The sequence below is a fragment of the Streptomyces sioyaensis genome (assembly GCF_004122735.1).
Lineage (GTDB): Bacteria > Actinomycetota > Actinomycetes > Streptomycetales > Streptomycetaceae > Streptomyces > Streptomyces sioyaensis.
Map to the genome: position 1 here is coordinate 24,175 of NZ_SDIF01000033.1, position 24,730 is coordinate 48,904.

19 protein-coding genes are annotated in these 24,730 nt (G+C 70.6%); 10 read left to right on the plus strand and 9 right to left on the minus strand.

The annotated features are described in order from the left end of the window. Positions 1 to 99: 99 nt before the first annotated feature. The 3 genes from EST54_RS14350 to EST54_RS14360 all read left to right on the plus strand — a co-directional run bounded on the left by EST54_RS14350 (position 100) and on the right by EST54_RS14360 (position 2,240). Complete coding sequence (locus EST54_RS14350; protein ID WP_129248001.1) at positions 100 to 720, plus strand: cell division protein SepF; 621 nt, start codon at positions 100 to 102, stop codon at positions 718 to 720. A gap of 67 nt (positions 721 to 787) precedes the next feature. Continuing rightward, the gene (locus EST54_RS14355; protein WP_030415214.1) at positions 788 to 1,081 is read left to right on the plus strand and encodes a YggT family protein; all 294 of its coding nucleotides are present in this window, start codon (positions 788 to 790) and stop codon (positions 1,079 to 1,081) included. 49 nt (positions 1,082 to 1,130) lie between these two features. Next, on the plus strand, positions 1,131 to 2,240 hold the full coding sequence (locus EST54_RS14360; RefSeq protein WP_129248002.1) for a DivIVA domain-containing protein: 1,110 nt from the start codon (positions 1,131 to 1,133) through the stop codon (positions 2,238 to 2,240). Between the two features lie 173 nt (positions 2,241 to 2,413). On the opposite strand, the gene ileS is transcribed toward EST54_RS14360, so the two are convergent. Next, the gene (gene ileS, locus EST54_RS14365; protein WP_129248003.1) at positions 2,414 to 5,566 is read right to left on the minus strand and encodes an isoleucine--tRNA ligase; all 3,153 of its coding nucleotides are present in this window, start codon (positions 5,564 to 5,566) and stop codon (positions 2,414 to 2,416) included. Between the two features lie 616 nt (positions 5,567 to 6,182). Here ileS and EST54_RS14370 point away from each other — a divergent pair. The 4 genes from EST54_RS14370 to EST54_RS14385 all read left to right on the plus strand — a co-directional run bounded on the left by EST54_RS14370 (position 6,183) and on the right by EST54_RS14385 (position 10,505). Then, positions 6,183 to 7,019 carry a TraR/DksA family transcriptional regulator gene (locus EST54_RS14370; protein ID WP_129248004.1) on the plus strand — a complete coding sequence of 279 codons (837 nt, stop codon included), beginning with the start codon at positions 6,183 to 6,185 and terminating at the stop codon, positions 7,017 to 7,019. Between the two features lie 122 nt (positions 7,020 to 7,141). After that, positions 7,142 to 7,744 carry a signal peptidase II gene (gene lspA / locus EST54_RS14375; protein ID WP_129248005.1) on the plus strand — a complete coding sequence of 201 codons (603 nt, stop codon included), beginning with the start codon at positions 7,142 to 7,144 and terminating at the stop codon, positions 7,742 to 7,744. A gap of 85 nt (positions 7,745 to 7,829) precedes the next feature. Further along, entirely contained in the window at positions 7,830 to 8,771 is a 942-nt protein-coding gene (locus EST54_RS14380) for an RluA family pseudouridine synthase (RefSeq protein ID WP_129248006.1), read from the plus strand. Between the two features lie 138 nt (positions 8,772 to 8,909). Further along, complete coding sequence (locus tag EST54_RS14385; RefSeq protein WP_129248007.1) at positions 8,910 to 10,505, plus strand: Na+/H+ antiporter; 1,596 nt, start codon at positions 8,910 to 8,912, stop codon at positions 10,503 to 10,505. A gap of 52 nt (positions 10,506 to 10,557) precedes the next feature. On the opposite strand, the gene EST54_RS14390 is transcribed toward EST54_RS14385, so the two are convergent. Then, positions 10,558 to 11,661 carry a mechanosensitive ion channel family protein gene (locus EST54_RS14390; protein WP_129248040.1) on the minus strand — a complete coding sequence of 368 codons (1,104 nt, stop codon included), beginning with the start codon at positions 11,659 to 11,661 and terminating at the stop codon, positions 10,558 to 10,560. Positions 11,662 to 11,772: 111 nt separating this feature from the next. Here EST54_RS14390 and EST54_RS14395 point away from each other — a divergent pair, with 111 nt between their 5' ends. Further along, positions 11,773 to 12,384 carry a dienelactone hydrolase family protein gene (locus tag EST54_RS14395; protein ID WP_174857437.1) on the plus strand — a complete coding sequence of 204 codons (612 nt, stop codon included), beginning with the start codon at positions 11,773 to 11,775 and terminating at the stop codon, positions 12,382 to 12,384. Positions 12,385 to 12,420: 36 nt separating this feature from the next. Here EST54_RS14395 and EST54_RS14400 read toward each other — a convergent pair whose 3' ends face one another. The 6 genes from EST54_RS14400 to EST54_RS14425 form a co-directional block, all read right to left on the minus strand. Then, the gene (locus tag EST54_RS14400) at positions 12,421 to 14,064 is read right to left on the minus strand and encodes an alkaline phosphatase D family protein (RefSeq protein ID WP_129248008.1); all 1,644 of its coding nucleotides are present in this window, start codon (positions 14,062 to 14,064) and stop codon (positions 12,421 to 12,423) included. 88 nt (positions 14,065 to 14,152) lie between these two features. After that, positions 14,153 to 15,094, minus strand: a complete 942-nt coding sequence (locus EST54_RS14405) for a thioredoxin domain-containing protein (RefSeq protein ID WP_129248009.1) — start codon at positions 15,092 to 15,094, stop codon at positions 14,153 to 14,155. A 40-nt stretch (positions 15,095 to 15,134) separates the two neighbouring features. Next, positions 15,135 to 15,848 carry a hypothetical protein gene (locus EST54_RS14410; protein WP_129248010.1) on the minus strand — a complete coding sequence of 238 codons (714 nt, stop codon included), beginning with the start codon at positions 15,846 to 15,848 and terminating at the stop codon, positions 15,135 to 15,137. A gap of 123 nt (positions 15,849 to 15,971) precedes the next feature. Then, positions 15,972 to 16,820, minus strand: coding sequence for a thioredoxin domain-containing protein (locus tag EST54_RS14415; protein WP_129248011.1), 849 nt, complete (start codon positions 16,818 to 16,820; stop codon positions 15,972 to 15,974). A gap of 96 nt (positions 16,821 to 16,916) precedes the next feature. After that, a complete protein-coding gene (locus EST54_RS14420; RefSeq protein ID WP_129248012.1) occupies positions 16,917 to 17,570 on the minus strand; it encodes a hypothetical protein in 654 nt (217 codons plus the stop codon). Positions 17,571 to 17,704: 134 nt separating this feature from the next. Continuing rightward, positions 17,705 to 19,066, minus strand: coding sequence for a DUF2252 domain-containing protein (locus EST54_RS14425; protein WP_129248013.1), 1,362 nt, complete (start codon positions 19,064 to 19,066; stop codon positions 17,705 to 17,707). Between the two features lie 199 nt (positions 19,067 to 19,265). Between EST54_RS14425 and dnaE the strand changes: the two genes are divergently transcribed. Next, on the plus strand, positions 19,266 to 22,823 hold the full coding sequence (gene dnaE / locus EST54_RS14430; protein ID WP_129248014.1) for a DNA polymerase III subunit alpha: 3,558 nt from the start codon (positions 19,266 to 19,268) through the stop codon (positions 22,821 to 22,823). 131 nt (positions 22,824 to 22,954) lie between these two features. Here dnaE and EST54_RS14435 read toward each other — a convergent pair whose 3' ends face one another. After that, positions 22,955 to 23,134 (minus strand): hypothetical protein, encoded by a 180-nt coding sequence (locus tag EST54_RS14435; protein WP_129248015.1) that lies wholly within the window; start codon positions 23,132 to 23,134, stop codon positions 22,955 to 22,957. 273 nt (positions 23,135 to 23,407) lie between these two features. Here EST54_RS14435 and EST54_RS14440 point away from each other — a divergent pair, with 273 nt between their 5' ends. After that, entirely contained in the window at positions 23,408 to 24,697 is a 1,290-nt protein-coding gene (locus EST54_RS14440; RefSeq protein WP_129248016.1) for an NYN domain-containing protein, read from the plus strand. Positions 24,698 to 24,730: the final 33 nt, after the last annotated feature.

The following is a 24,730-nucleotide window of genomic DNA, read 5'->3' on the forward strand; positions in this document are numbered from 1 at the left end:
AGCACAAAATATGGTCATTCCCGCACAAGCGGGCAGGCCACGTGGATCCAAGGCCCCTGCTGACGGAGCCGATCCACCACAGAGCGGAGGACGCAGAGAATGGCCGGCGCGATGCGCAAGATGGCGGTCTACCTCGGCCTCGTGGAGGACGATGGGTACGACGGCCGGGGGTTCGACCCCGACGACGAGTTCGAGCCCGAGCTTGACCCGGAACCCGATCGGGGGCGGCGTCAACAGCACCAGGCTCAGCCCGAAATCCCCCCGGAAAGGGAGGAACCCGTCCGTGCTGTGACACCTCCGGCGCAACGCGAACCGGCCCCGCTCACCGTGGAAAGCGGACGACCCGCGCGAATCGCCCCCGTGTCATCCATCACACCCGAACGTCCAAATCTGGAGAAGAACGCACCGGTGATCATGCCCAAGGTTGTGTCCGAGCGGGAGCCCTACCGCATCACCACACTCCACCCCCGGACCTACAACGAAGCCCGTACCATCGGGGAACACTTCCGTGAGGGCACTCCGGTGATCATGAATCTGACGGAGATGGATGACATCGATGCGAAGCGACTTGTCGACTTTGCGGCCGGATTGGTGTTTGGTCTTCACGGCAGTATCGAGCGGGTGACGCAGAAGGTGTTCCTGTTGTCTCCTGCTAACGTCGATGTCACGGCGGAGGACAAGGCCCGTATCGCAGAGGGCGGGTTCTTCAACCAGAGCTGAGACGCAACACCGGGCACACCGGGCCGTAAGGTCTGCACAGGAGAGCAAGGGGAGAGGGAAGCGCGAGATGAGTGTCGCTGGCCAGGTGATCTATATCGCGCTGTACTGCTTCCTGATCGTGTTGATCTTCCGGCTGGTGATGGACTATGTGTTCCAATTCGCCCGTTCATGGCAACCCGGCAAGGCGATGGTGGTCATTCTTGAGGCCGCCTACACTGTCACTGATCCGCCACTCAAGCTTCTGCGGCGGGTAATTCCGCCGCTGCGTCTCGGGGGCGTGGCGCTCGACCTGTCCTTCTTCGTATTGATGATCATCGTGTACATCCTGATCACCGTCGTGAGGTCGGTGTTGTTGGTGTGAACGATACGGTCTTGCCGATTGCCGACGACTACGTTGAGGTGAAGTAGAGATGCCGTTGACCCCCGAGGACGTGCGGAACAAGCAGTTCACGACCGTCCGCCTCCGAGAAGGCTATGACGAGGACGAGGTCGATGCCTTCCTCGATGAGGTCGAAGCCGAACTGACCCGGCTCCTGCGGGAGAACGAGGACCTCCGCGCCAAGCTTGCGGCTGCCACCCGCGCCGCCGCGCAGAACCAGCAGCAGCAGGGTCTGCGCAAGGGACCGGACCAGCAGCAGGAGCAGCAGCAGAGGCCCGGGGCTCCCGTGCCCGCCGCCATATCCGGTCCGCAGCCGGTGCCGCCGCAGCAGCAGGGGATGGGTGGACCTCCCCAACTGCCCGGTGGAGCACCGCAGCTGCCTCCTGGTCCCGGTGGCCACGGCCCGCAGGGCCCGCACGGCCCCGGTCCGATGGGTCCCGGCGGTCCCATGGGCGGCCCGATGGGCGGCCCCGGTGGACCCCAGCTGCCCGGCCCCGGCGGCCAGCAGGGCGGCCCGGGCGGTGACAGCGCGGCCCGCGTGCTGTCGCTGGCACAGCAGACCGCCGACCAGGCGATCGCGGAGGCCCGTTCCGAGGCCAACAAGATCGTCGGCGAGGCGCGCAGCCGTGCCGAGGGCCTGGAGCGGGACGCCCGCGCCAAGGCCGACGCGCTGGAGCGGGACGCGCAGGAGAAGCACCGCGTGGCGATGGGCTCGCTGGAGTCGGCCCGCGCGACGCTGGAGCGCAAGGTCGAGGACCTGCGCGGCTTCGAGCGCGAGTACCGCACGCGGCTGAAGTCCTACCTGGAGAGCCAGCTGCGTCAGCTGGAGAACCAGGCCGACGACTCGCTGGCCCCGCCGCGGACCCCGGCGACCGCTTCGCTGCCGCCGTCCCCGTCGATGGCGTCGGCCGGTGCGGGTGCCATGGGCGGCAACCACACCATGGGTGGCGGTCAGTCCATGGGTGGTGGCAACCACTCCATGGCCGGTCAGTCCAGCGGTGGTCCGTCCTACGGCGGTCAGCAGCAGATGTCGCCGGCGATGACCCAGCCGATGGCTCCGGTGCGGCCGCAGAGCCCGCAGCCGATGCAGCAGACGCCGTCGCCGATGCGGGGCTTCCTCATCGACGAGGACGACAACTGACGCCCGCGTAGCGCGCACCGTCGGCAATCAGGGCCGGGCCCCGAGGGAAGAACATTCCTTCGGGGCCCGGCCCTTTTGTGTGGACTTGTCCGTGCGGCCGGGGGCGATGCGGGGACGGCGAAGCCCCCCGGCGCGAGCGGCGCCGGGGGGCTTCGTGCGGGCGGTGCCGCGGGTTACGCCTTGCGGAGGCGGAAGGTGAGGGCCAGGGCCTCGTCGGTGAACTCGGGGCCGTAGGCACCGTCCGCCTCGTCGGCGGTGTGCTGCTCGTTCACGAACTCCGTGGCGAGCACCTCGTCGGAGATCAGGCCGGTGTGGTCGGCCAGTGCCGTGCGCACCTCTTCGTCGGTGGACTGCCAGCGCAGCGCGATCCGGTCGGCGACGTCCAGACCGCTGTTCTTACGCGCCTCCTGGATCAGCCGGATCGCGTCCCGGGCCAGGCCCGCCCGGCGCAGCTCGGGAGTGATCTCCAGATCGAGGGCGACCGTCGCCCCCGCGTCGGAGGCCACCGACCAGCCCTCGCGCGGGGTTTCGGTGATGATCACCTCGTCGGGCGCGAGGGAGACGGTCTCGCCGTCGACCTCGACGCTCGCCGTGCCCTCGCGCAGGGCGAGCGAGAGAGCCGCGGCGTCCGCGGCGGCGACGGCCTTGGCGACCGCCTGCACGCCCTTGCCGAACCGCTTGCCGAGGGCACGGAAGTTCGCCTTGGCGGTGGTGTCGACGAGGGAGCCCCCGACCTCGGAGAGGGAGGCCAGCGAGCTGACGTTGAGCTCCTCGGTGATCTGTGTGCGCAGGTCCTCGGGCAGGGCCGCGAAGCCGTGGGCCGCGACCAGCGCGCGGGACAGCGGCTGGCGGGTCTTGACGCCGGACTCGGCGCGGGTGGCGCGGCCCAGTTCGACCAGCCGGCGGACCAGCAGCATCTGGGCGGACAGCGTCGGGTCGATGGCGGCCTTGTCGGCGACCGGCCAGCCGGCGAGGTGTACCGAATCCGGGGCGTCCGGGGTCACCGGGACGACCAGGTCCTGCCAGACCCGCTCGGTGAGGAACGGGGTGAGGGGCGCCATGAGACGGGTGACGGTCTCGATGACCTCGTGGAGGGTGCGCAGCGCGGCCGCGTCGCCCTGCCAGAAGCGGCGGCGGGAGCGGCGGACGTACCAGTTGGAGAGGTCGTCGACGAAGGAGGAGAGCAGCTTGCCGGCCCGCTGGGTGTCGAAGCCCTCCAGGGACTCGGTGACCTGCTCGACCAGATTGTTCAGCTCGCCGAGCAGCCAGCGGTCCAGCAGCGGGCGGTCGGCGGGGGCCGGGTCGGCGGCGGACGGCGCCCAGTTCGAGGTACGGGCGTACAGGGCCTGGAAGGCGACGGTGTTCCAGTACGTCAGCAGCGTCTTGCGGACGACTTCCTGGATGGTGGAGTGGCCCACCCGGCGGGCGGCCCAGGGGGAGCCGCCGGCGGCCATGAACCAGCGGACCGCGTCGGCGCCGTGCTGGTCCATGAGCGGGATCGGCTGGAGGATGTTGCCCAGGTGCTTGGACATCTTCCGGCCGTCCTCGGCCAGGATGTGGCCCAGGCAGACGACGTTCTCGTAACTCGACTTGTCGAAGACGAGGGTGCCGACGGCCATCAGGGTGTAGAACCAGCCGCGGGTCTGGTCGATGGCCTCGCAGATGAACTGCGCCGGGTAGCGCTTCTCGAACTGCTCCTTGTTGCGGTACGGGTAGCCCCACTGCGCGAACGGCATCGAGCCCGAGTCGTACCAGGCGTCGATGACCTCCGGGACGCGGGTCGCGGTGCCCTGGCAGGTCGGGCAGGCGAAGGTGATCTCGTCGATGAACGGGCGGTGCGGGTCCAGGTCCGACTGGTCGGTGCCGGTCAGCTCGGTCAGCTCGGCCAGCGAGCCGACGCAGGTGAGGTGGTTCTCCTCGCAGCGCCAGATGGGCAGCGGGGTGCCCCAGTAGCGGTTGCGGGACAGCGCCCAGTCGATGTTGTTGTTCAGCCAGTCGCCGAAGCGGCCGTGCTTGACCGACTCCGGGAACCAGTTGGTGTTCTCGTTCTCCCGCAGCAGGGCGTCCTTGACGGCGGTCGTGCGGATGTACCACGACGGCTGCGCGTAGTAGAGCAGTGCGGTGTGGCAGCGCCAGCAGTGCGGGTAGCTGTGCTCGTAGGCGAGGTGCCGGAAGAGCAGACCGCGGGCGCCGAGGTCGGCGACCAGCGCCTCGTCGGCCTTCTTGAAGAACTGACCGCCGATCAGGTCCAGCCGCTCCTCGAAGGTGCCGTCCGGGCGGACCGGGTTGATCACCGGCAGGCCGTACGCCCGGCAGGTCTTGAGGTCGTCCTCACCGAAGGCCGGGGCCTGGTGGACGAGGCCGGTGCCGTCGTCGGTGGTGACGTACTCGGCGTTGACGACGATGTTGGCGCCCTCCAGCTCGACGAGGTCGAAGGGGCGCTCGTAGGACCAGCGCTCCATCTCGCGGCCGGTGAACGACTCGCCGGTGGCGCTCCAGCCCTCGCCGAGCGCCTTCTCCAGCAGCGGCTCGGCGACGACCAGCTGCTCGCTGCCGTCGGTGGCCACGACATAGGTGACGTCGGGGTGGGCGGCGACGGCGGTGTTGGAGACCAGGGTCCAGGGGGTGGTCGTCCAGATGAGGAGCTTGGCCCGGCCGGCCAGCGGACCGGAGGTCAGCGGGAGGCGGACGAAGACCGAGGGGTCGACGACCGTCTCGTAGCCCTGCGCGAGCTCGTGGTCCGACAGGCCGGTGCCGCAGCGCGGGCACCAGGGGGCGACACGGTGGTCCTGGACCAGCAGGCCCTTGGAGAAGATCTCCTTCAGCGACCACCACACCGACTCGATGTAGTCGGGGTCCATCGTGCGGTACGGGGCATCCAGGTCGGTCCAGTAGCCCATACGGGTCGTGAGCTCGGCGAAGGCGTCGGTGTGGCGGGTCACCGACTCGCGGCACTTGGCGTTGAACTCGGCGATGCCGTACGCCTCGATGTCCTTCTTGCCGCTGAAGCCCAGCTCCTTCTCCACGGCCAGCTCGACCGGGAGGCCGTGGCAGTCCCAGCCGGCCTTGCGGTCGACGTGGTAGCCCTGCATCGTGCGGAACCGGGGGAAGACGTCCTTGAAGACGCGGGCCTCGATGTGGTGCGCGCCGGGCATGCCGTTGGCGGTCGGGGGGCCCTCGTAGAAGACCCACTCGGGCCGCCCCTCGGACTGCTGGAGGGTACGGGCGAAGACCTTCTGCTCCTGCCAGAACTCGAGCACGGCGTGCTCAAGGGCGGGGAGGTCTACCTGGGCGGGTACCTGGCGGTACTGGGGCTGCGGACTCATCGGGGGCTTCCTCCGGCGGACACCTGCTGCGTTCTCCGTCCGGAGGGACGAGAGCCTGGGCTCCCGCGGTACCACCCTCCTTGGCGGTGCCGTCGCACCGCCCCCTCATTGGGGTCGCGCTGCCGGTTCTACTCGCCTGCGGATCCTCCGCGGGCTTTCTTCCGGCGGCTCCGGGGTGATCTTCACGTCGTGCACGCCCCCGGGCTTCCACCGTCCCCGGGTCGCTGCTGGCTGCGTACGGCGCTACTCGTCCCGTCAATGCCTCTCGCTGGTCCCCCAAGCTCTCGACTCCGCTCGAGCAGGGGGCACCCCCACAGTGTACGGGGCCGCGCCGACCGCGGCCGACCGGTTTTCCGGCGGGGTGCGTGCGGGCCGGGCACCGGCGCAGCACGGAGGCGTGCCGGCCCCGCGCCGTGACCCGAATGGCGAGCAGTCGGGTGCCGGCCCGCCCGGCGGATTACCGGGCGGACGGCGGGGCACAACCGAGACAGACCGGACGTCCGGGCCGGTGGGCAGGCCTGAGGGGCGGTGCGTCCCGTTGCCGCGTGACGCGTGGCGATTTATCGTTCCCGTCACGATTCGCGAACAAAGTCACATATGTGAAGGGGTCGCGGCCATGGTGGCGAAAAAGACCGCCGCGGAGAAGAGCACGACGCCTGCCGACGAGGCCGTCGCGAAGCAGCCTGCAGCGAAGAAGACCGCGCCGAAGAAGGCCGCGGCCAAGAAGACGGCGGCCAAGAAGACGGCGGCCAAGAAGACGGCGGCGAAGAAGACGGCGGACGGCGCGGCCCGCCCGGCGAAGACCACGGCCAAGACGGCCGCGCCGGCGAAGACGGCAGCGAAGAAGACCGCCGCGAAGAAGGCGGCGACGACGCCGGCGAAGAAGGCAGCGGCCAAGAAGACCGCGAAGAAGACCGCGAAGAAGGCTCCGGCCAAGACGGCCGCGGTGCCCGCTAAGAAGACGGGAGCCAAAACGGTGGTGGCGAAGAAGACTGCGGCCGCAACGGCCGGGAGAGCCGGCAAGAACTCCGCGGCACCGACGGTCAAAGTGGCCGCGGCGCCCGGCGAGCTCGCCGTACGGCCCGGTGAGAAGCCCTGGACGCCGGACGAGGTCGCCGCGGCCCGGACCGAGCTGATGGACGAGGCGGCGCGGCTGCGGCTGGAGATCGTCTCGGCCGAGAACGCCATCGCCGGGCTGATGCGTGACGGCGACGGCGCGGGCGACGACGAGGCCGACACCGGCACCAAGAACATCACCCGCGAACACGAGCTGGCGCTCGCCTCCAACGCCCGCGAGATGCTCCACCAGACCGAACGGGCCCTCGGCCGGCTGGACGCGGGCACCTACGGGCTGTGCGAGAACTGCGGCAACGCCATCGGCAAGGCGCGGATGCAGGCCTTCCCGCGCGCGACGCTGTGCGTGGAGTGCAAGCAGAAGCAGGAGCGCCGCTGAGGCGGCCGGAGGTCGTCGCGGGGCGGCACCCGGACCGCCCGCGTCCGTGGAGGCGTGCCGTACTCTCGTGGTTCAGCCGGGCGGGGCCCGGCCGTGGACACGACGGGCTGAGGGACTCACACGTGGCAGAGGCGGAACGCATCACCGGCACGCCGGAACCCGAGCCGGGTACCGGAGCGGATCCCACGACGGGGGCCGAAGGGGACGGGCCGGAGCAGTCCGGGCCGGACGCCGGCCGCGGCAAGCGGCGGATCCTCGCCCTGCTGCTGGTCGCGCTGCTGGTCTACCTGCTCGACCTGAGCAGCAAGCTCCTCGTCGTCGCGAAGCTGGAGCACCACGCGCCCATCGAGGTCATCGGGACGCTGCTGCAGTTCACGGTGATCCGTAACCGCGGGGCCGCCTTCGGTATGGGCGAGGCCCTGACGATCTTCCTCACCTTCATCGCGGCCGCCGTGATCGTGGTGATCGCCCGGATCGCCCGCAAGCTCTACAGCCTGCCCTGGGCGATCGCGCTCGGGCTGCTGCTCGGCGGCGCGTTCGGCAACCTCACCGACCGGATCTTCCGGACGCCGGGCGTCTTCGAGGGGGCGGTCGTCGACTTCATCGCCCCCGCGCACTTCGCGGTCTTCAACCTCGCCGACTCCGCGATCGTCTGCGGCGGCATCCTGATCGTGATCCTCTCCTTCCGGGGCCTCGATCCCGACGGGACCGTCCACAACGACTGACGGGCACGGCGGGGGACGGTGTCCCGCGGGCCGGCCGCCCCCCACCGCGGGCGGGACACCATGGCGTAACTGCCATACTCGTGGGGTGAGCACCATTCCCGAGATCCGCACCCTGCCCGTACCGGACGGCCTGGAGGGCGAGCGCGTCGACGCCGCGCTGGCCCGGATGTTCGGCTTCTCCCGTACGAAGGCGGCCGAACTCGCGGCCTCCGGGAAGGTCCGGGTCGACGGCTCCGAGGTGATGAAGTCGGAGCGGGTGCACGGCGGCGCCTGGCTGGAAGTCGAGATGCCGCAGGCCGCGCCGCCCGTCGAGATCGTCGCCGAGCCCGTCGAGGGCATGGAGATCGTGCATGACGACGACGACATCGTCGTGATCGTCAAGCCGGTCGGAGTGGCCGCCCACCCCAGCCCCGGCTGGACCGGCACGACCGTCATCGGCGGACTGGCCGCGGCCGGCTACCGCATCTCGACCTCCGGTGCCGCCGAGCGCCAGGGCATCGTGCACCGTCTCGACGTCGGCACCTCGGGCCTGATGGTGGTCGCCAAGTCCGAGCGCGCCTACACCCTGCTCAAGCAGCAGTTCCGCGAGCGCACGGTCGACAAGCGCTACCACGCCCTGGTCCAGGGCCACCCGGACCCGATGAGCGGCACCATCGACGCCCCCATCGGCCGGCATCCGCAGCACGACTACAAGTGGGCGGTCACCGCCGAGGGCAAGCCGTCGGTCACGCACTACGACCTGATCGAGGCGTTCCGCGCGGCCAGCCTGCTCGACATCAAGCTGGAGACCGGCCGCACCCACCAGATCCGGGTGCACATGGCCGCCCACCGTCACCCCTGCGTCGGCGACCTGACCTATGGCGCGGACCCGACCCTCGCCAAGCGGCTGAGCGTCGGCCGGCAGTGGCTGCACGCGGTCCGGCTGGGCTTCGAGCACCCCTCCGACGGCCGCTGGGTGGAGTTCGAGAGCACGTACCCGGACGATCTGCAGCGTGCCCTGGACACCGTGCGGGACGAGAGCAGCTGACGCCGCCAGGGCGCGGCGGCACACTGACACACAGCGGCAAACCGACCCACAACGGGCACCGCACGGCGGGTCCTGGTCAGGGCCATGGCAGGCTGGGGCGAAAGTGATCGAATCCGACCACCCCGGAGCGTAGCCACCGTGGACCAGCTGGCTCTGATGTTCGTCCTTCTGCTCGGAGCCGTGGTCATGGTTCCGGTCGGCGACCGGCTGGGGCTCCCGTCACCGGTACTGATGACGCTGGCCGGTGCCGTGCTGGCGCTGCTGCCGTTCGTGCCCAACGTCGAGGTGCCGCCCGAATTCATCCTGCCGGTGGTGCTGCCGCCGCTGCTCTACGCGGCCGTGCAGCGCACCTCCTGGCGGCAGTTCACCGCCAACCTCCGGCCGATCTTCCTGCTGGCCGTGGCGCTGGTCTTCGCCACCACCGCCGCGGTCGCCGCCGTCGCCCAGGCGGTGGTGCCCGGTCTGCCGGTGGCCGCCGCGGTGGTGCTCGGTGCGCTGGTCGCACCGCCCGACCCGGTCGCCGCGACCGCCGTCGCCGGCAAGCTGGGGCTGCCCCGCCGGATGGTCTCCATCCTGGAGGGCGAGGGGCTGTTCAACGACGTCACCGCCATCGTGCTCTACCACGTCGCGCTCGCCGCCGCGGTCAGCGGCACCTTCTCGCTGCCCGCCGCGCTCGGCTCGCTGGTGCTGTCCGCGGTGGTCGCCATAGCGGTCGGGCTGGCGCTCGGCTGGCTCACCAACAAGCTGATGGGGCTGCTCGATGACCCGACGCTGCAGATCGGGCTGACGCTGCTGGTGCCGTTCGTCTCCTACGTGCTGGCCGAGGAGTTCCAGGGATCGGGCGTGCTGGCGGTGCTGACCTGCGCGCTCTTCCTCGCCGAGCACGCGGTCGACGCGGACGACGTGCGGGGCCGGCTGGCGGGCTACACCTTCTGGGAGGTCGTCGACACCCTCGTCACCGGTGTCGCCTTCGGGCTGATCGGCCTGGAGCTGCACAACATCTTCGGGGCCGCCTCGCACCGCTGGGGCCAGCTGCTCGGCGCCGGCGCCGCCGTCGTCGGGGTGGTCGTCGGCGTCCGGCTGCTGTGGCTGCTGCCCGCCGCCTGGCTGGCCAAGCGGATGCACAAGCGCCGCGACTACGACGAGGACATCCCGATGAGCTGGCGGGAGACGCTCATCATGTGGTGGGCGGGGATGCGCGGGGTGGCCTCGGTGGCGCTGGCGCTGGCCATTCCGTACGCCATCGACGGCGGCAACGACTTCCCGGCCCGCGACGACATCCTCTTCATCGCCTTCGCGGTGGTGCTCTCCACCCTGATCATCCAGGGCCTCACGCTGCCCTGGCTGGTGCGCCGGCTGCGGGTGCGGGCCGACACCGACGCGGTCGACGCGCTGGAGCGGGAGCTGGCGCTGCGGGTGATCAAGGCGTCCAAGCGCCGGCTGAAGGAGATCCTGGAGGTCGAGGAGCTGCCCGACGAGATCAGCGAGCAGCTGGCCCGCCGGGCGCACGACATCGGCGCCCGGATCGCGCCGGAGATCGTCGACGACGAGCGGCGCGAGCTCTTCGAGAAGCGCATCGCCCGGATGAAGAAGGTGCAGCGCATCCAGGGCGAGATGCTCTCCGCCGCCCGGCACGAGGTGCTGGCGGCCCGCAGCGAACCGGGCGCGGACCCGGAGGTCGTCGACCGGGTGCTGCGGCATCTGGACGTGCGCAGCCTGCGGGGTACGCCCTGACGCCGTCGCGGGACGGCCGGCACCCGACGGCCGTACGGGCCCGGCCCGCGCTTCAGCCCTGCGGCGGCTCGGCGCCGGCGTCCGCGCCGGCCTGGTCACCTCGGCGGGCCTGCGGCAGCTCCGGCTGCGCCGGTGCGGTGGTGATCCGCGGCAGCGCGTAGGAGTGCTCGGCCTGCAGCCACTCCAGCAGCCGCTCGCGGACCACACAGCGCACCGTCCATATGGTGTCCGCGTCCCGGGCGGTGACCAGGGCCCGGACCACGATCGTGGACGGTGTGGTGTCGGTCACCACCAGGCTCCAGGACCGGCCGTCCCACTCCGGGCACTCCTGGAGGATCTCCAGCAGCCGCTGCCGCATCTTCTCCACCGGCGCGCTGTGATCGAGGTGGAGCAGGACCGTGCCGGTCATCTGCGCACCGCCGCGCGACCAGTTCTCGAACGGCTTGCCGGTGAAGTACGACACCGGCATGGTGATCCGCCGCTCGTCCCAGGTCCGGACGGTCAGAAAGGTCAGGGTGATCTCCTCGACGGTGCCCCACTCGCCGTCCACGACGACCGTGTCCCCTATCCGCACCATGTCGCCGAAGGCGATCTGCAGCCCGGCGAAGAGATTGCCGAGGGTGGACTGGGCGGCGATACCGGCGACGATGCCCACCAGCCCGGCGGACGCCAGCATGGACGTGCCCACCGCTCGCATCGCCGGGAACGTCAGCAGCATCGAGGCGGCCGCGACGACTATCACCACGGCCGTGACCACCCGCTGGATCAGCGTCACCTGGGTCCGCACCCGGCGCACCCGCGCCGCGTCCCGGGCGCCGGCCGCGTAGCGCGAGTACGACGACTCGACGATGGCCGCCGCGGCCCGGACCACCAGCCAGGCGGTGGCCGCTATCAGCACCAGGGTCAGCGCCTGGCCGATGCCCTGCTCATGGACGTCGATGAGCTTGACCTCGGTCGCGTGGTACGAGCCGAGCAACAGCGCCGCGCCCAGCGCCACTTGCAGTGGTATCCGGCAGCGCCGCAGCAGTCCCCACAGGGGGGTCTCGGGGTGCGCGGCATCGATCCGGCGCAGTGCCCGGTCGGCGAGCCAGACCAGGATGAGTGTGAGCAGGACCGAGCCGCCGATGACGACGACCGGACGCAGTACGTCCTCCAGTGGCACGGGACTCCTCCTCCGTGGGGTGCGGGGTGCTGTGGTGTGCTGGTACCCGGTGACTGCGACGGTAACTGGCACGATGGTCGGAGATCGGTCCAACCCAGGGAAGTGATGTCAGTGCCGGCCTCCGCCGAGTCCCCGACCAGCGGGCTTTCGACGATTGTGCTCTTTCATTCGGTGTGCGGGCTACGCCCCGCGGTGCACGCCGCGGCCGACCGGCTGCGCGCCGCGGGACACGAGGTGATCGTCCCCGATCTGTTCGACGGCCGGACCGCGGAGTCGGTCCCGGACGGCATTCTGATCAAGGACGAGATCGGCAAGGAGGAGCTGCTCAAGCGGGCCATCACGGCCGTGGCACCGTACTCCGACCGCGGACTGGTCTACGCCGGCTTCTCCTTCGGCGGCTCGGTCGCCCAGACCCTCGCGCTGGGGGACGAGAAGACCCGCGGTCTCCTGCTGCTCCACGGCACCTCGGACATCGCGGAGGACACCGTCGCCGACGATCTGCCGGTGCAGCTGCACGTCGCCGACCCCGACCCGTACGAGCCGCACGACTGGCTGAACGCCTGGTACCTGCAGATGCGCCGGGCCGGCGCGGACGTAGAGGTGTACCGCTACGCCGGCGCCGGCCATCTCTTCACCGATCCCGACCTGCCCGACTACGACGCGGAGGCGGCGGAGCGCACCTGGAAGGTGGCGGAGGGCTTCCTCGCCGGGCTGTGAGCCGGGCGGCCGGTGTGCCGGTGGGCGGGGCGCGGTTCAACCCACCGGCTGGTCCGTCCGCTCCACCTGCTGGGTGCCGGACCGGGTGCGGTACGAGCGCAGCAGCGTGCTGGTGGCCTGGGGATCGGTCTTGTCGGAGATGCCGAAGTAGTCCATCTGCGTCCGCTCGGCGGTGACGTCCAGGACCCCGTAGCCGTGCGAGTCCATGTCGAGCCACTTCACATGGCGGTTGGCGGCCCGGATGGCGGCGACCCCGGCCAGGGAGAGCGTGTGCGGCGCGACGTGCAGGAAGTCGTCCAGGTTGTCGGAGGTCACGGAGGTGACCACGAACTCCGTCGCCACCGGCCTGGTCGCCGGGTACGTCGCCGCCTGGATCGGCACGTCGTTGGCCCAGGCCATGTGGATGTCGCCGGTCAGGAAGACGGTGTTGTCGATCCCGCGGTCGCTGAGGTGGGTCAGCAGCTCGTGCCGGTCGTCGGTGTAGCCGTCCCACTGGTCGGTGTTGATCGCCAGGCCCTCCTTGGGCACCCCGAGTATCTCGGCGAGCGGGCCGAGCAGCTTCGCGGGTATGGACCCGAACGCGACCTGCGAGATCATCACCGAGGTGCCGACCAGCCGCCAGGCGCTGTCCGAGCGCGCCAGCCCCTGCTTGAGCCAGTCCAGTTGGGCCCGCCCGGTGATCGTCCGGCTGGGGTCGTCGACCGCGCCGCTGCCCGGCTTGGCCTGCTGGTCGCGGAACGAGCGCAGATCCAGCAGATGCAGATCGGCGAGGGTGCCGAAGCGCAGCCTGCGGTAGGTGGTGCCGGCGATCGAGGGCCGCACCGGCATCCACTCGAAGTACGCCTGCTTCGCCGCGGCCATCCGCGTGGACCAGTCGCCCTCGGTGCCCGGGGTGTGGTTCACCGCGCCGCCCTTCCAGGCGTTGTCGGCGAATTCGTGGTCGTCCCAGATGGCGATGACCGGGTGCGTGGCGTGCATGGCCAGCGCGTCCGGGTCGGTCTTGTGCACGCCGTGCCGGATGCGGTAGTCGGCGAGGGTGAGCAGCTCGTGGGCGGGGGAGTGCGGGCGGACGACGTACTCGAACTCCGGGTATTCGCCGGACTTGTACTCGTAGAGGTAGTCGCCGAGGTGCAGCACCGCGTCCAGGTCGGTGCGGGCGGCCAGGTGGCGGTAGGGGGAGAAGTAGCCGGACTCCCAGTTGGCGCAGGAGACCACGCCGAAGCGGACGTTGCCCGCCGAGGTGCCCTCGGCGGGCGCGGTGCGGGTGCGGCCGACGGGGGAGTGCCCTCCGCCGGCGGTGAAGCGGTAGTAGTAGTGGGTGGCCGGGCGCAGGCCGCGGACGTCCGCCTTGACGGTGTGGTCGGCGGCCGCCGAGGTGGTGAGGCTCCCCCGGGCGACGACGGACGCGAAGTCCTGGTCGCTCGCCACCTCCCAGCTCACCTTGGTGGCCGGCCCCCGGCCGGAGCCGGGGGTGGCCTCCGCGGTCGGCGTGAGGCGGGTCCACAGCAGGATGCCGTCGGGGAGCGGGTCCCCGGAGGCGACGCCGTGCTGGAAGAACCCGCCCTGGCCCGGGGCCTCTTGGGCGTGCGCCGTGGCGGCGCCGGCGAACGGCAGGAGGGCTGCGGTGGCGGCTACGGCCGTAACGGCTGTGCGGCGCGAGATCTGGTCATGATCGGTCACGGCCGCTCACCTTACTGGCCGGTAAGCCGCGCCGGGAGGGCGATTTCCGGGATTCCCGGAATTCGCCCGCCCGTTGTCCGAAAGCCGTTCAGCGGCCGCCCGTGGGATCCTTTTCGCCCTCGCGGATACCCTTCGCGCCACCTTCGCCCGTGCTGCCGCCCTTGCCCGCACCGCCGCCCGCGGTGCCCTTCGCCGGGCCGAACTCCCGGTCGATCATCTTGTTGAAGTTGGCCTGGGCGAGCTGGTTGTACTGCGCCTGCGTCATCTGCCGCTGCGGGATCTGGTCCATCACCAGCTTCTTGTCGCCGTGCATGAAGGTGGGCGTGCCCTTGACGCCCTTGCGGCCGAACAGCGCGGTCATCTCCATCGCCCAGCGGTCGTAGGTGCCCTTCGTGACGGCCGTCTCGAACGCCTTGTTGTGCCGCAGCTCCGGTACGTCGGCGGCGACCTTGAGCAGCTCGGAGTCCTTGGCGTAGACGTCCTCGCGCTCATCGGGGTGGTACTTGACGGAGTACAGCGCCGACTTGTACTTCAAGAAGGCCTCCGGGCTGACGTTCAGCGCCGCGCCGAGCGCGCTCAGCGCGTTCTTCGAGCCCTGGCCGCCGCCCTGGGCGTCGTCGATGAAGGTGTACATCGTGTAGCGGGCCCGGAAGCGGCCGTCCTCGATGTCCTTGATCAGGGCCTTGCCGCTGCTCTGCTCGAAGGCCGCGCACGCCGGACAGCGGACGTCCTCGAAGATCTCCAGGGTCTGCTTGGCGTTCTTGTCGCCTATCAGGATCTCGGTGCCGTTCTTGCCCTGGGTGTGGGCGGGCGTGACGAGCTTGGCCTCCTTGGCGGCCTCCCAGCCCGTCGGCTCGTTGGCCTTCAGCACGGCGTAGCCGACGCCGCCGGCCACGGCCAGCACGCCGACCACCACGCCGACCGCGGTGAGTTGGCGGCGCAGCCGCTCCTTCTTCTTCTGGCGCTCGCGTTCGGCCCGGATGCGTTCACGGGCCGCGGCCTTGCCGGCCTGGCTGTTGCGGTTGCTCATGGGGGGTCCCCTCAAGGGTGTGAAGACTCGTACGGACTCGTCAGGCGGCGGCCCGGGAGGGCGGGCCGCGGCGCCGTACGCAGTGCCCGAGGAGGGGGAGCGGGTAGGCCGGCGGCAGCGGATGCGGCGGGCGGATCCGCCGCCGGAGCGGGGCACCGGCCGCGGTGGCCACCGCGGCCGCGGTCAGCAGCGGACGGAACGCGCCGGCCGCGGCGGCGCGCAGCAGCGCGTCCAGGGCGGCATCGCCGCGGTGCAGCCAGGCGGCGGCGAGCAGGCCGGCCGTGACGTGGACGGCGAGCAGCAGCCAGGGCGCGGCCGCGGGGACGGCCGGCGGCAGCGCCGCGCCCGGAGGGGAGGCGACCCGTGCCAGCGGGGTGCCCAACTCGCCGCCCCGGCACAGCAGATCGACGCCGACCGAGTGCAGCGGGCCGGCGAGCGGGCCGCCGGCCCGGCCGTAACACGTGTGCTGGCCGGCGGTGAAGACGGTGTCGGCGGCCAGCTCCAGCGGCACCAGCAGGGCGGCGAACGCGCCGTAGCCACGCTCCCGGCCGGCCGACAGATAGGCCGCGGCGAAGACGGCGGCGGCGATCGCGAGGACCGGCACGGGCGGCAACGGGGCGCGGGAGAGCAGCACATGAGAGGCCGCGGACAGGGTGACGCACAGCGCCGTGAACAGCGCCGCCCGCACCGCCCTGAGTTGATGCCCCGGCACGGCCGCCGGCCGGGCCCCGGGGCGCACTCCCGTCGCCTGCATGGGCGGGAGTCTGCCATGTGCACGGCCGGGGACCGGGTCAAGATTTGGCATCGGCCGGCGTGCGGGGCGCACGCCGGCCGGGGGTGGGAGGCGGCCCGGCTCAGCGCCGGGCCGCCGCCTGCGTCAGTGCTTCAGCGCCTTGTCGACCATGGAGTTGAAGGCGGGCACGCTGGACGGTGCCACCTTGCCCTGCGGGCTGTCCGTGCCCAGCACCGTGTCATTGAGCTTGATCGTCGGGGTGCTGGTGACGTCCTTGTCCGAGTTGAAGGCCTTGGACATCTCCATCGCCCAGCGGTTGTACGTGCCGGACGTGACGTTCTTCCGGAAGGCGGCGTTACCCTTCAGGGCCGGGATGGTGTCGGCGACCTTGAGCAGGTAGTTGTCGTCGGCGAACTTGTCCGGACCGGTCTCGTCGGGGTGGTACTGCTTCGAGTACAGCGCGAACTTGTACTTCAGGAAGGCGTCCGGGCTGACGTTCAGGGCCGCGCCCAGTGCGCTCAGCGCGTTCTTGGAGCCGGTGCCCCTGAGATTGGCGTCGAGGAACGTGCCCAGGTGGTAGGAGGCCTTGTACTTGCCGTCCTTGATGTCCTTCTCGACGGTTTCCCCGACCTTCTGCTCGAAGTTGGCGCAGCCGGGGCAGCGCGGGTCCTCGAAGAGGTTCAGGGTGTTCTTGGCGTCGGGCTTGCCGATGACGACCGTGGTGCCGTTGGCGCCGCTGCTGTTGGCGGGCTTGACCAGCTTGGCCTTCTCCGCCTTCCCCCACTCGTCGCCGCTCGCGACGCTGCTGCCGGAGTCGCCGCCCATGGTGGCGAACGCCACGCCGATGCCGCCGGCTATCGCCAGCACGCCGACGATCGCGCCGCCGACGATCAGCTGCCGGCGGATCTTCTCCTTCTTCGCCTGCCGTGCACGCTCGGCGCGCAGCCGCTCGCGGGCTGCCTGCTTGTTGGCCTGGTTGTTGCGGTTGCTCATGACTGATCCTGCTCCGTGGAATCCGTGGGACGGGGGTGCATGCGGTCGGCGGCGTGCCCGTACCTCACGGGGACGCCGGCCGCGTGGGCGCGGGGCTCACGCGGCGAGCGCGCAGGGCGGCCCACGGCGTACCACGCAGTGCACCAGCAGGGGGTCGGCGCGGGGGAGATGCCCGGCCCGGACGGGGGCGGGCACCGGGCGGCGCGGGGCGGCGGTGGCGCCGATCACCGCGACGGCGATCAGCAGCGGGCGGAAGGCGAAGCCGGCCACCGCGCCCAGCAGCTGGTGCAGCGCGGCCTCGCCGCGGCGCAGCCAGCCGGCCGCCAGCAGCCCGACGAGCAGATGCGCCGCGAGCAGGACGCACCAGGTCGCCACGGGCGAGGGGCTCTGGCCGGGCGAGGCCGCCATGGGGGTGCCGACCGGGCCGCCGCCGCACAGCAGATCCAGCGAGCGCAGCGGACCGGCGACCGGGCCGCCGGCCTCCCCGTAACAGGCGTGCTGGCCGAGGCTGAAGACCAGGTCGGCGGCGAGTTCCAGGGGGACCAGCAGGGCCGCGATCCGCCAGTAGCCGCGCTCCGGGCCGGCCAGCACGTAGGCGATCACGAACACGGCGACGCACAGCGCGGCGACGGTCGCCGGCGGCAGCGGCATCCGGGACAGCAGCACATGGGAGGCCGCGGACAGCGTGACGCACAGCGCCGTGAAGAGCGCCGCGCGCAGTGCCCGCAGGTGTGCCGCCGAGGTGTCCATTGCAGCCGAGTGTGCCATGGGCCGGGATAAGCGGCGGCTAAGGGGGTCCTTAGCCGTACGCACCCGGAAATACGGTGCGTACGGCACATCTCGGTCGCTTGGGCGCGCTCCTGACCGCGCCGCTGCCCGTGTGGCTAGAGGCCGGGGATCCGGCCGTTGCGGAAGAGGTCCACGAAGATCTGGTGGTCGGCGCGGGCGCGGGCGCCGTAGGAGTGCGCGAAGTCCACCAGCAGCGCCGCGAAGCCCTCCTCGTCGGCCGCGATGGCCGCGTCGATCGCCCGCTCCGTCGAGAACGGCACCAGCGAGTGGCCGCTCTCGTCGTCCGCGGCGGCGTGCATGGTCGCGGTGGCCCGCCCCAGGTCGGCCACCACCGCCGCGATCTCCTCCGGGTCGTCGATGTCCGACCAGTCCAGGTCGACCGCGTACGGCGAGATCTCGGCGACCAGCTGGCCGGCGCCGTCCAGCTCGGTCCAGCCCAGCCACGGGTCGGCGTGGTCCTGCAGGGCGCGCTGCGAGATGACCGTGCGGTGGCCCTCGTGCTGGAAGTAGCCGCGGACCGCGGGGTCGGTGAGGTGCCGGGAGACCGCCGGGGTCTGCGCCTGCTTCATGTAGATCACGACGTCGTTCTCCAGGGCGTCGCTGTTGCCCTCCAGGAGGATGTTGTACGACGGCAGCCCGGCCGAACCGATGCCGATGCCGCGCCGGCCCACCACGTCCTTGACGCGGTAGGAGTCCGGCCGGCCCAGGCTCGACTCGGGCAGCGTCTCCAGGTAGCCGTCGAAGGCGGCGAGCACCTTGTAGCGGGTGGCCGCGTCCAGCTCGACGCTGCCGCCGCCCGGCGCGAAGCGGCGCTCGAAGTCGCGGATCTCCGTCATCGAGTCCAGCAGCCCGAACCGCGTCATCGCGCGGGCGTCGCGCAGCGCGTCCAGCAGCGGGCCCTCGGCGGTCTCCAGCATGAACGGCGGCAGCTCGTCCTTGTCGGCGTTCGTCCGACCGGAGGCCAGGGCGTGGATGCGCTCCCGGTAGGCGGCGGCGTAGGTGCGCACCAGGTCGGTGATCTGCTTGTCGCTGAGCGCCTTGGCGTAGCCGATCAGCGCGACCGAGGCGGCGAACCGCTTGAGGTCCCAGGTGAACGGGCCGACGTAGGCCTCGTCGAAGTCGTTGACGTTGAAGATCAGCCGGCCCGTGGCGTCCATGTACGTGCCGAAGTTCTCGGCGTGCAGATCGCCGTGGATCCACACCCGGCTGGTCCGCTCGTCCAGATACGGGCCGCTGTCCTTGCCGTCACCCTGGGCGGCACCGGCCTCCAGGTCCCGGTAGAACAGACACGCCGTCCCCCGGTAGAAGGCGAAGGCGGAGGCGGCCATCTTCCGGAATTTCACGCGGAAGGCCGCGGGGTCGGCGGCGAGCAGTTCCCCGAAGGCGGTGTCGAAAACGGCGAGGATCTCCTCGCCGCGCTGCTCGGCGTCCTGCGCCGGGGCGTGCTGGGACGGCATCGCTGGGTGCCTCCTGAGGTGCGGAAAATGGTTCGGAGCGCCGTGACGTACCGGGTCGCGGTCTGCCACTGACAACGGGTGAGGCTACTCGCGCGTGCCCGGCGATTGTCAGTCAGGAGTCGTAGACTTCGAGACCATCCACCGGCCCCCGGCTCGCGCCGGGAGTGCCCCGCCGACCGCTCTCCGGAGGTCCCCCGCTGTGGCTGCCGCGTCCCAGGCCCCGTTCACACATCTGCACGTCCACACCCAGTACTCCCTGCTGGACGGTGCGGCGCGGCTGTCGGACATGTTCAAGGCGGCCAACGAGATGGGCATGACGCACATCGCGATGTCCGACCACGGCAATCTGCACGGCGCGTACGACTTCTTCCACTCCGCGCAGAAGGCCGGCGTGACGCCGATCATCGGCATCGAGGCGTACGTCGCCCCGGAGTCGCGGCGCAACAAGCGCAAGATCCAGTGGGGCCAGCCGCACCAGAAGCGCGATGACGTCTCAGGTTCCGGTGGTTATACGCACAAGACCATCTGGGCGGCGGACAAGACCGGTCTGCACAACCTCTTCCGGCTGTCCTCGGACGCGTACGCCGAGGGCTGGCTGCAGAAGTGGCCGCGGATGGACAAGGAGACCATCGCCCAGTGGTCCGAGGGCCTGATCGCCTCCACCGGCTGCCCCTCCGGTGAACTCCAGACCCGGCTGCGCCTGGGCCAGTACGACGAGGCGCGCAAGGCCGCCGGCGAGTATCAGGACATCTTCGGCAAGGACCGGTATTTCCTGGAGCTGATGGACCACGGCATCGAGATCGAGCGCCGGGTCCGCGACGACCTGCTGAAGATCGGCAAGGAGCTCGGCATCCCGCCGCTGGTCACCAACGACTCGCACTACACCTATGCGCACGAGTCCACCGCGCACGACGCGCTGCTGTGCATCCAGACCGGCAAGAACCTCTCCGACCCGGACCGCTTCCGCTTCGACGGCACGGGCTACTACCTCAAGTCCACGGAGGAGATGTACGCCATCGACTCCTCGGACGCCTGGCAGCAGGGCTGTGCCAACACCCGCCTGGTCGCCGACCAGATCGACATCACCGGGATGTTCGAGAAGCGCGACCTGATGCCGAAGTTCGACATCCCGGAGGGCTTCACCGAGGTCACCTGGTTCCAGGAGGAGGTCCGGGTCGGCATGAAGCGCCGCTTCCCGGGCGGCGTCCCCGAGGACCGCCAGAAGCAGGCCGAGTACGAGATGGACGTCATCATCCAGATGGGGTTCCCCGGCTACTTCCTCGTGGTCGCCGACTTCATCATGTGGGCCAAGAACAACGGCATCGCGGTCGGCCCCGGCCGTGGCTCCGCGGCCGGTTCGATCGTGGCGTACGCCATGGGCATCACCGACCTCGACCCGATCGAGCACGGGCTGATCTTCGAGCGGTTCCTCAACCCCGAGCGTGTCTCCATGCCCGATGTCGACATCGACTTCGACGAGCGCAGGCGCGTCGAAGTGATCCGGTATGTGACGGAGAAGTACGGCGCCGACAAGGTCGCCATGATCGGCACCTACGGCAAGATCAAGGCCAAGAACGCCATCAAGGACTCCGCGCGCGTCCTGGGCTACCCCTACGCGATGGGCGACCGCCTCACCAAGGCCATGCCCGCCGACGTCCTCGGCAAGGGCATCGACCTCAGCGGCATCACCGACCCCAAGCACCCGCGCTACAGCGAGGCGGGCGAGATCCGGGGGATGTACGAGAGCGAACCGGACGTCAAGAAGGTCATCGACACCGCCAAGGGCGTCGAGGGCCTGGTCCGGCAGATGGGTGTGCACGCGGCCGGCGTGATCATGTCCAGCGAGCCGATCGTCGACCACGCCCCGCTCTGGACGCGGCACACCGACGGCGTGACCATCACGCAGTGGGACTACCCCCAGTGCGAGTCGCTCGGCCTGCTCAAGATGGACTTCCTGGGCCTGCGCAACCTCACCATCATGGACGACGCCGTCAAGATGGTGCAGAAGAACAAGGGCGTCGACCTGGAGCTGCTCTCCGTTCCGCTGGACGACCCCAAGACCTACGAGATGCTCTGCCGCGGTGACACCCTCGGCGTCTTCCAGTTCGACGGCGGCCCGATGCGCTCGCTGCTGCGGCTGATGAAGCCCGACAACTTCGAGGACATTTCCGCAGTCTCGGCCCTGTACCGCCCCGGCCCGATGGGCATGGACTCGCACACCAACTACGCGCTGCGCAAGAACGGCCTCCAGGAGATCACCCCGATCCACCCGGAGCTGGAGGAGCCCCTCAAGGAGGTCCTGGGCCTCACCTACGGCCTGATCGTCTATCAGGAGCAGGTGCAGAAGGCCGCCCAGATCATCGCCGGGTACTCCCTCGGTGAGGCCGACATCCTCCGCCGCGTCATGGGCAAGAAGAAGCCCGAGGAACTCGCGAAGAACTTCGTGCTCTTCCAGGAGGGCGCGAAGAAGAAGGGCTTCTCCGACCAGGCCATCCAGGCCCTGTGGGACGTCCTGGTCCCGTTCGCCGGCTACGCCTTCAACAAGGCGCACTCCTCCGCGTACGGCCTGGTCACCTACTGGACCGCCTACCTCAAGGCCAACTACCCGGCCGAGTACATGTCCGCGCTGCTGACGTCCGTGCGCGACGACAAGGACAAGTCGGCGGTCTACCTCAACGAGTGCCGGCGCATGGGCATCAAGGTGCTGCCGCCGAACGTCAACGAGTCGGAGGCGAACTTCGCCGCCCAGGGCGACGACGTGATCCTCTTCGGCCTCACCGCGGTCCGCAACGTCGGCCAGAACGTCGTCGACTCGATCATCCGCTGCCGCAAGGCCAAGGGGAAGTACTCCTCCTTCCCCGACTACCTCGACAAGGTCGACGCGGTCGTCTGCAACAAGCGCACCACCGAGTCCCTCATCAAGGCCGGCGGCTTCGACGAGCTGGGCCACACCCGCAAGGGCCTGATGGCGCACTACGAGCCGATGATCGACAACGTCGTCCAGGTCAAGCGCAAGGAGGCCGAGGGGCAGTTCGACCTCTTCGGCGGCATGGCCGGCGAGTCCGGCGACACCTCCGAGGGCCCCGGCTTCGGTCTGGACATCGAGTTCTCGGACGTCGAATGGGACAAGACCTACCTCCTCGCCCAGGAGCGCGAGATGCTCGGTCTCTACGTCTCCGACCACCCGCTCTTCGGCCTGGAACACGTGCTGTCCGACAAGGCGGACGCCGCCATCGCCCAGCTGACCGGCGGCGACTATTCGGACGGCTCGATCGTCACCATCGGCGGCATCATCTCCGGTCTGCAGCGCAAGATGACCAAGCAGGGCAACGCCTGGGCGATCGCCACCGTCGAGGACCTGGCCGGCTCCATCGACTGCATGTTCTTCCCGGCGACCTACCAGCTGGTGTCGACCCAACTCGTCGAGGACACCGTGGTCTTCGTCAAGGGCCGCCTCGACAAGCGGGAGGACATCCCGCGGCTGGTCGCGATGGAGATGATGGTCCCCGACCTCTCCGAGGCCGGCACCAACGCCCCCGTGACGATCACCATTCCGACGGTCAAGGTCACCCCGCCGATGGTCGAGAAGCTCGGTGAGGTGCTCAGCAGCCACCGCGGCTCCACCGAGGTGCGGATCAAGCTGCTCGGGGCGCGCAAGACGACGGTGCTCCGGCTGGACCGGCACCGGGTCACGGCCGACCCCTCGCTGTTCGGCGATCTGAAGGTGCTGCTCGGCCCGTCCTGCCTGGCGGGCTGACCGGCCGGCGCCGCCCGGCACACCGGTTCAGGGCCTGCCCGGCGGATCCTCGCCGGGCCCCTGAGCCACCGGACTTACCCCGAGGGGCGCGCCCGAAGTGGGCGCGCCCCTCAACTCCCGTGCGGCAGCGATCAGTTGTGACCGAAGCGCCGCTGGTGCTTACGTGCAACATCTGCCGGGCTGCCCTGAGCCTGGGACCGCGCCTGGGTCTGTGCCTCCACGCTCGTGCGCTGGGCCTCCTGCTGGCCGCGCTCGGCCGCGGATGCCGTCTTCTGCTGCCGGCTGCGGTCCTGCTTCTTGTCCTTGGCCATGACCTTGCCTCCTGGGGGGGAATTCGGGATCTGGGCCGGAACCAGACTTACACGCCGGACAGATGCCTGCATTTCGGGCAATTACCGTGCGTAAAACGGCCGATCACGCGCTGTGCACGAATTCCCGGCCGAATCCGCCACGCCGATGATCGAGTTCGGGCTGATAACGCCCGTACGGTCGGGCAGACTCGATGGAAAGCCGAAGAAAACTCGTGCCATGGGCCGAGCCGGGGGGCGACCGGACTTTCAGCACCTCAGGGAAGAGGGTGGAACGTGGATCGCTGCGTCGTCCTGGTGGACGCCGGGTATTTGCTCGGTGCCGCCGCGAGCCTGCTCGCCGGAGAGCCCGCACGGTCCCGGATCACCGTTGACCACGCCGCCCTCATCCAGGGCCTGCGCCAGCGTGCCGAAGCGGACACCGAACGCCCGCTGCTGCGGATCTACTGGTTCGACGGCGCCCCCGACCGCGTCCCGCAGCCCGAGCACCGCCGACTGCGGGTGATGCCCCGGGTCACCGTCCGGCTCGGCGCCCTGACCCGCAGCGACGGCCGCTGGGCGCAGAAGGGCGTGGACGCCGCCATGCACGCCGAGCTGACCGAACTCGCCCGTAACCGCGCCTGCTCCGACATCGTGCTGGTCACCGGCGACGGCGATCTGCTGCCCGGGCTGATGTCGGCGAAGGAGCACGGCGTCGCCGTCCACCTGTGGGCCGTCCAGGCCGCCGACGGCGACTACAACCAGTCCGAGGACCTGGTCGCCGAGGCCGATGAGCGGCGGGTGCTGGACCGCACCTGGATCACCCGCGCGGTGCGCGCAAAGGAGCTCGGCGGCCCCTGCGCCCCGCCGCCCGTGCCGCGGCCCGAGATCGCCGCGATCCTCTCCGCCCCGCTGCCCGAGTCCGCGGCCGCCGCGGCCGCGGCCGGTCCGGAATCCGCCGAGCACACCCATGAGCGCGGCGGCGCCAACGGGGTCGCCCGCCCGCCGGCCGGCGCCGAGAGCGCCGCGGCCGCCGACGGCGAGCCCGGCGCCACCGGTTCCAAGGTCGTGCCCACCCCCAAGGACCTGGCCGGGCTCGGCCGGGCGCACGCCGCCGGCCAGGGACCGGCCGGCCCGGGCGCCGACCGTCCCGGGGCCGCGGCCGGTGCCACCCTGCGCTGGTCGTCCGACAAGGGCTGGGTCGAGCGCGGCGGCCCGGCCGGCGAACCGGAGGCGACCGCGGGCCTGCCCACACTCGCCCAGCTCACCAGCGCCGAGCAGCGCTGGGCCGACCGCGAGGAGGACATCACCGCCGTCAGCGGCGACCCCTTCGAGGTCGGCCAGGTCTTCGCCCGCCGCTGGACCGACCGGCTCTCCGACACCGCACATCTGACGCAGCTGTCGACGGAGTACCCGCGCATCCCGCACCGCATCGACGGTGAACTGCTGCGCTACGCCGCCCGTTTCGGACTGCTCGCCCACAAGGACGACCAGATCGACGAGCACGACCGCTATGCCATCCGGGCCGGTTTCTGGCGCGAGGTCGATCTGCGCACGGCCGCCGAGCACGCCCCGGCCGCGGACTGACGGCCCCGGGCCCGGCTCGCCCGCCGGTGCCCC